This is a genomic window from Betaproteobacteria bacterium (assembly GCA_016720855.1).
In the GTDB taxonomy this organism is placed as follows: domain Bacteria; phylum Pseudomonadota; class Gammaproteobacteria; order Burkholderiales; family Usitatibacteraceae; genus FEB-7.
On record JADKJU010000004.1, the window covers coordinates 1 to 4,906 of the forward strand.

The 4,906-nt window shown below is 66.6% G+C and carries 7 protein-coding genes; 1 reads left to right on the forward strand and 6 read right to left on the reverse strand.

The features are described 5' to 3' along the window. Nucleotides 1–201: 201 nt before the first annotated feature. From IPP91_17700 to IPP91_17725, 6 genes are all read right to left on the reverse strand, one after another. The gene (locus IPP91_17700) at nt 202–846 is read right to left on the reverse strand and encodes a hypothetical protein (GenBank protein MBL0143879.1); all 645 of its coding nucleotides are present in this window, start codon (nt 844–846) and stop codon (nt 202–204) included. Between the two features lie 87 nt (nt 847–933). Further along, nucleotides 934–1,950: a 2-dehydropantoate 2-reductase gene (locus IPP91_17705; GenBank protein MBL0143880.1), complete on the reverse strand. Its 1,017-nt coding sequence runs from the start codon at nt 1,948–1,950 to the stop codon at nt 934–936. Nucleotides 1,951–2,056: 106 nt separating this feature from the next. After that, on the reverse strand, nt 2,057–2,842 hold the full coding sequence (locus tag IPP91_17710) for a prolipoprotein diacylglyceryl transferase (GenBank protein ID MBL0143881.1): 786 nt from the start codon (nt 2,840–2,842) through the stop codon (nt 2,057–2,059). A 12-nt stretch (nt 2,843–2,854) separates the two neighbouring features. Further along, on the reverse strand, nt 2,855–3,646 hold the full coding sequence (locus tag IPP91_17715; protein MBL0143882.1) for an amidohydrolase family protein: 792 nt from the start codon (nt 3,644–3,646) through the stop codon (nt 2,855–2,857). A gap of 19 nt (nt 3,647–3,665) precedes the next feature. Next, the gene (locus IPP91_17720; protein MBL0143883.1) at nt 3,666–4,052 is read right to left on the reverse strand and encodes a type II toxin-antitoxin system VapC family toxin; all 387 of its coding nucleotides are present in this window, start codon (nt 4,050–4,052) and stop codon (nt 3,666–3,668) included. Further along, nucleotides 4,049–4,297 carry a type II toxin-antitoxin system Phd/YefM family antitoxin gene (locus IPP91_17725; GenBank protein MBL0143884.1) on the reverse strand — a complete coding sequence of 83 codons (249 nt, stop codon included), beginning with the start codon at nt 4,295–4,297 and terminating at the stop codon, nt 4,049–4,051. The genes IPP91_17720 and IPP91_17725 overlap by 4 nt, the downstream gene beginning before the upstream one ends. 198 nt (nt 4,298–4,495) lie before the next feature. On the opposite strand from IPP91_17725, the gene IPP91_17730 reads away from it, so the two are divergent. Continuing rightward, nucleotides 4,496–4,906, forward strand: a 411-nt coding sequence (locus IPP91_17730) for a tripartite tricarboxylate transporter substrate binding protein (protein ID MBL0143885.1), incomplete at its 3' end; no start/stop codon positions are given.

Below are 4,906 nucleotides of genomic sequence, written 5' to 3' on the forward strand. Positions count from 1 at the left end.
GGTGGAAGGGGATCGAACCCTCGACCTCCGCATTGCGAACGCGGCGCTCTCCCAGCTGAGCTACCCCCCCACGCGAAGGGCGAAATTCTAGCAGGAAACAGGGCCCGGATGCATCCGCCGGTTGCGGCGAACGGATCCGGGCCCCGTATCTTTCAGGCTTGCCCCGGGCCGCCAGATACGACGGCCCTTGGCGCTTCGGCGTTACTTCTTCGCCGGAGCGGTGGGCATCGCGGGAGCAGCCGCGGCAGCAGGCTTCTCGACCTTGATCATGATGGCCTCGACGAACGTGGCCTCGACCATTTCGCCCACTTTCACCTTCTTGAGCACGGCGGGGTCCACCTTGAGCGTCACGGCGTGTTCCGGCCCGCGAAGCGTGACTTTGTTCGCCTTGGCGTCGATCGCGTCGACGGAGGCGATGATCTTCACTTCCGTGCCGATCACGCCGGCCGGCTGCTTGCCTTTGTCGGCGCCCTTCTTGACTTGCGTCACGATGCGCTCGCGGACCTTGCTGGTGGACTTCGCCAGCTTGATCGCCACGGCTTCGACGTAGTCGAACGTAACCACGTCGCCCTTCTTCACCTGGTCGAGGTTTTTCGCATCGGGACCCACGACGAAGGTGGCGGTCTTGCCGTCCTTGCCCTTGAGGGTGACGGTACGGGTAGCCTGGTCGATCGCCTCGACGGTGGAGACGACGGTCGTGACTTCGGCGGCGGCGACTCCCTTGCCCGGCGCTGCGGCGATCACACCCCTGGTTTCGGCGCCCTTGGCGGCATGGGGCGCGCCCTTGTCCTGGGCGATGGCGGCTGTTGCGAACAATGCGGCTACGAGGATGACAAGCTTTTTCATGTCCTGCTTTCGGTATGTTTGAGGGTTGCGGATCGATAATGCGGCGAGGCAGTTTACTCGCATCCCGGCCGCCCTACTTGACTAAGTTCAGCTTCCGTCGGTCTGCACGGCGCGAATGCTGACCGACTGGGAGGTATAGGTCGTGTCGAGGAGCTTCGCGGCCAGGAAGACCGCCTTGATGGTCGGCACCGGCACCTGGGCCAGTTCCCCAAGCTCCACGACGGAACCCACCAGCGCATCGACCTCGATGGGGCGCCCGGCTTCCACGTCCTGAAGCATCGAAGTCTTGTGCTTGCCCACCTTGCGCGCGCCCTCGATGCGCTTTTCCAGCGGCACGCGGAAGGTGATGCCGAGCTTTTCGGCGACCGCCTGCGCCTCCTTCATCATCTGCGCGGCGAGCGCGTAACCCTGCGGGTGCTCGCAGATATCCTGCAGCGTCGCGTGCGTGAGCGCGGAAATGGGGTTGAAGGTGAGGTTGCCCCAGAGCTTCAGCCACATCTCGGCGCGCACGTTGTCGAGCAGCGGGCACTTGAGGCCGGCCTTCACGAACGCCTCCGAGATCCTCGTGGCGCGCTCGGAGGCGACGCCATCGAGCTCGCCGATCGGGAATCGGTCGCCCTCGATGTGCACCACGGTTCCGGGCGCCACCAGCTCGGTCGCGGGATAGACCACGCAGCCGACGATGCGCTCCTTCGGGATCGCGTTCTTCACCACCCCGCCCGGATCCACCGTCTCGACCGTGTGCCCGGCCAGTTCGCCGCCGTGGTCGTGGAAGTACCAGAAGGGGATCCCGTTCTGCATCGGGATCACCACGGTGTTCTCGTTGAAGAGGGCGGCAAGCTTTCCCGCCACCGCGCCCACCTGGTGCGTCTTGAGCGCGACGATGACCACGTCGAAGGTCCCGGCCTCCGTGTAGTCGTCCGTGGCCTTCACGGTGGTCGCGACCTCCTCGCGGCCGTCGCGATAGAAGATCTTCATCCCCCCGGCGTTGATCGCCTCGAGGTTCTTGCCCCGGGCGATGTAGGTGACTTCCTCTCCGGCCAGGGCCAGCTTCGCGCCCACGAAGCCGCCGATGGCACCGGCGCCGACGATGCAGAAACGCATGATTCCCCCAATGAACGGGCCGCCGTTCCTGCCAGGCGGGCAGGAAAGGCCTTCAGGACCCCCTCTTCAAATTATGGTGCAGCGCACAAACTGTCAAGCGCGCCCATCAACGTCTTGCGTATGCCCACCCCATCATCGCCATTCCCGCCACGATCATCGGAAGCGACAGCCATTGCCCCATCGACAGTCCCAGGGCGAGCAGCCCGAGGAAATCGTCGGGCTGGCGGGTGAATTCCGCCAGGAACCGGAAAACGCCATAGCCGACGAGAAAGGCGCCCGAAACGGCCCCGGCAGGCCGCGGCTTCGAGGAGAACCACCACAGGACCGCGAAGAGGGCCAGCCCCTCGAGCGCGAACTGGTAGAGCTGCGAGGGGTGCCGGGCGAGCGGCACGCGGTCCGCCTGCGGGAACCACATGCCCCAGGGCAGGTCCGTGGCCCGCCCGGGAAGTTCTCCGTTGATGAAGTTGCCCAGCCTGCCCGCCGCGAGGCCCAGCGGCACGAGGGGAGCCACGAAATCCATCGTGGTGATCCAGCGCAGTTCGCGGCGCGCGCAGAAGATCGCGATGGCCACGAGCACACCGAGGAAGCCGCCGTGAAAGCTCATCCCCCCCGCCCAGATCTGGATGATCTCGAGGGGATGGCCGGCGTAGTACTCGGGCTTGTAGAAGAGGACGTAGCCCAGGCGCCCTCCGAGGATCACGCCCAGCACGCCGTAGAGCAGCATGTCGTCCACGCCCGCCTCGGTCACGCCGCCCGAAAGACCCCGGCGCACGCGCAGCTTGCCGAGCATCACGAAGGCGACGAACGCGATCACGTACATGAGGCCGTACCAGCGCACGGCGACGGGACCGAGGCTGAAGATGACGGGGTCGAACTGGGGGTGGGTGAGCACGGGGGGTTCCGTTCAGGCGAAGTCGTAGAGGCGCGCCGCATTATCCCAGAGGATCGCGTGGCATCGCTGCGCACCGACCCAACGGTCCAGCGATTCGCGAAGCCGGCCATAGTCGCTCTCGTGCTCATGGCGGGTCCACGGCCAGTCGCTTCCCCACACCAGATGCTCCTCGCCCACGGTGTCGATCCACCGCCGCGCGAGGCCTGCGGGATCGGCGCCGCCGAGGCGGTAAGGTCCGGAGAGCTTTACCCAGACGGGGCGCGATCGCGCGAGCGCGGCGACAGCGGCGAAGGTCGCCTCCACGGTCGCGGGCGTGACTCCCGGATTGCCGAAATGGTCGAAAACCACGGCGACGGGCGTGCCCTCGAAGGCTGACGCGATTTCGGGAAGCCGCCCCGCGTCCACAAAGGATTCCGCATGCCAGCCGAGGTCGTGAACGCGTGCGAACAGGGCTTTCCAAGCCGGCGCCGTGAACGCCGCGTAGTCGTCCACTCTCGCGAGGTTGAGCCGGATCGCGCGCACGCCGCCTGCGTGCAGCTTCGCAAGCGCGCCGTCATCGAAACCCGGATCGACGACCGCCACGGCTCGAAGGTGGCGCGGGTCCATTGCCACGGCCGCGAGCGTCTCGGCGTTGTCCGTGCCGAAAAAACTCGGCTGCACCACGACGCCGTGCGTGATGCCCGCATCCGCCCAGCGCGAGCGCCAGTCCGCGAGCCTCGCTTCGTAGGATGGGCGATAGCGCGAGCCGGCCACCGCGGGGGCGGTCGCGGAGAACACGTGCGCGTGGGTATCGATGCCTTGCAAGGGTTTCGCCGGATGCCCTTCAAACTCGCTGGATCGGGATTCCGTACTGCGCCACCTGCTCGTCCGTGGTCAACAGCAGCAGCCCCTCGACGCGAGCCTGCGCGACGAGCAGGCGATCGAACGGGTCGCCATGGAGCATGGGCAGGTAGGCCACCTGCATCGCATGGCGACCCCGCACGGGAAGCTCCTCGTAGCCGTTGGCCAGGAGTCCGTGCAGCAGCTGGGCCGCGTCCGCCTGGAAATCGTCCCGTCCGAGGCTGCTCTTGATCGCGACCTCCCAAATGCTCGCTGCGCTGAAGGCGAGCGCGTTGCGCTCGTCGGAGATCAGGCTGCGCGCCTTTCGCGAGAGCCGGCGTGGCTCGCCGGCCGCCCACAACAGCAAATGAGTATCGAGCAGCAGCTTCACCGGGGCTTCGCGCCGAAAAGCCGCTCGATTTCCGCCTGGCCCATGCGGTCGAAATCTTCCGGAACCTTCACCTGCCCTTCCAGGAATCCGAGCCGCCCGGGCTTCCCGTTCGCCCGGGCCTCCAGCGCGATCACTTTCACCAGGGGCTTGCCCGCCTTTGCGATGATGAAGGGCTCCCCCTTCGTCACCCCATCGATCAGGCGGGACAGGTGGGTCTTCGCTTCGTGGATGTTCACGGTCTTCATGCCCGCCCTCGTATCAGACTAAGTTTAGTTAGTCTAGTCCAGCGTGAAACGCAGGTCTATCCTGCGCCTGCTTCCGTGGCCTCGAGGTCGGCAATGCCCCGGAACTTGCGCGAGGTTTCGCCTGACGCCCTCGAAAGGCTATTCTAGCGATCCGCCCCGCCGCTTCCGGGCGAACCCCCGACCGAAACCCCGCCGACCATGAGAAAACCCCTCGTTGCCCTTGCCAGCGCGCTGGCGCTCGCGCTTCCCCTCGCCGTCCTCGCCCAGGCATTCCCCGTGAAGCCGGTGAAGCTCATCGTCACCTACCCGCCCGGCGGTGGCGCCGACCTCATGGCGCGCCTTGTGGCCCCGAAGATGGCCGAGGCGCTGGGGCAGCCCGTGGTGGTGGAGAACAAGGCGGGCGCGAGCGGGCAGATCGGCGCGGCCGAAGTCGCGCGGGCGACACCCGACGGCTACACGCTGATGCTCGATGCCTCCTCCTTCGCGGTGAATCCCGGCCTCTACGCAAAGCTTCCCTACGACCCGGCCAAGGCCTTCACGCCGCTCGCGGTGCTCGCGCTCTACCCGAATGTGCTGGTCGTGACACCCACGTTCGCGCCGAAAACCGTG

What these genes read in the sequence shown, in the direction of transcription:
- IPP91_17725 (MBL0143884.1), bottom strand. Translation starts at nt 4,297, where the DNA reads ATGAAGACCGTGAACATCCACGAAGCGAAGACCCACCTGTCCCGCCTG.
- IPP91_17705 (MBL0143880.1), bottom strand. Translation starts at nt 1,950, where the DNA reads ATGCGTTTCTGCATCGTCGGCGCCGGTGCCATCGGCGGCTTCGTGGGC.
- IPP91_17700 (MBL0143879.1), bottom strand. Translation starts at nt 846, where the DNA reads ATGAAAAAGCTTGTCATCCTCGTAGCCGCATTGTTCGCAACAGCCGCC.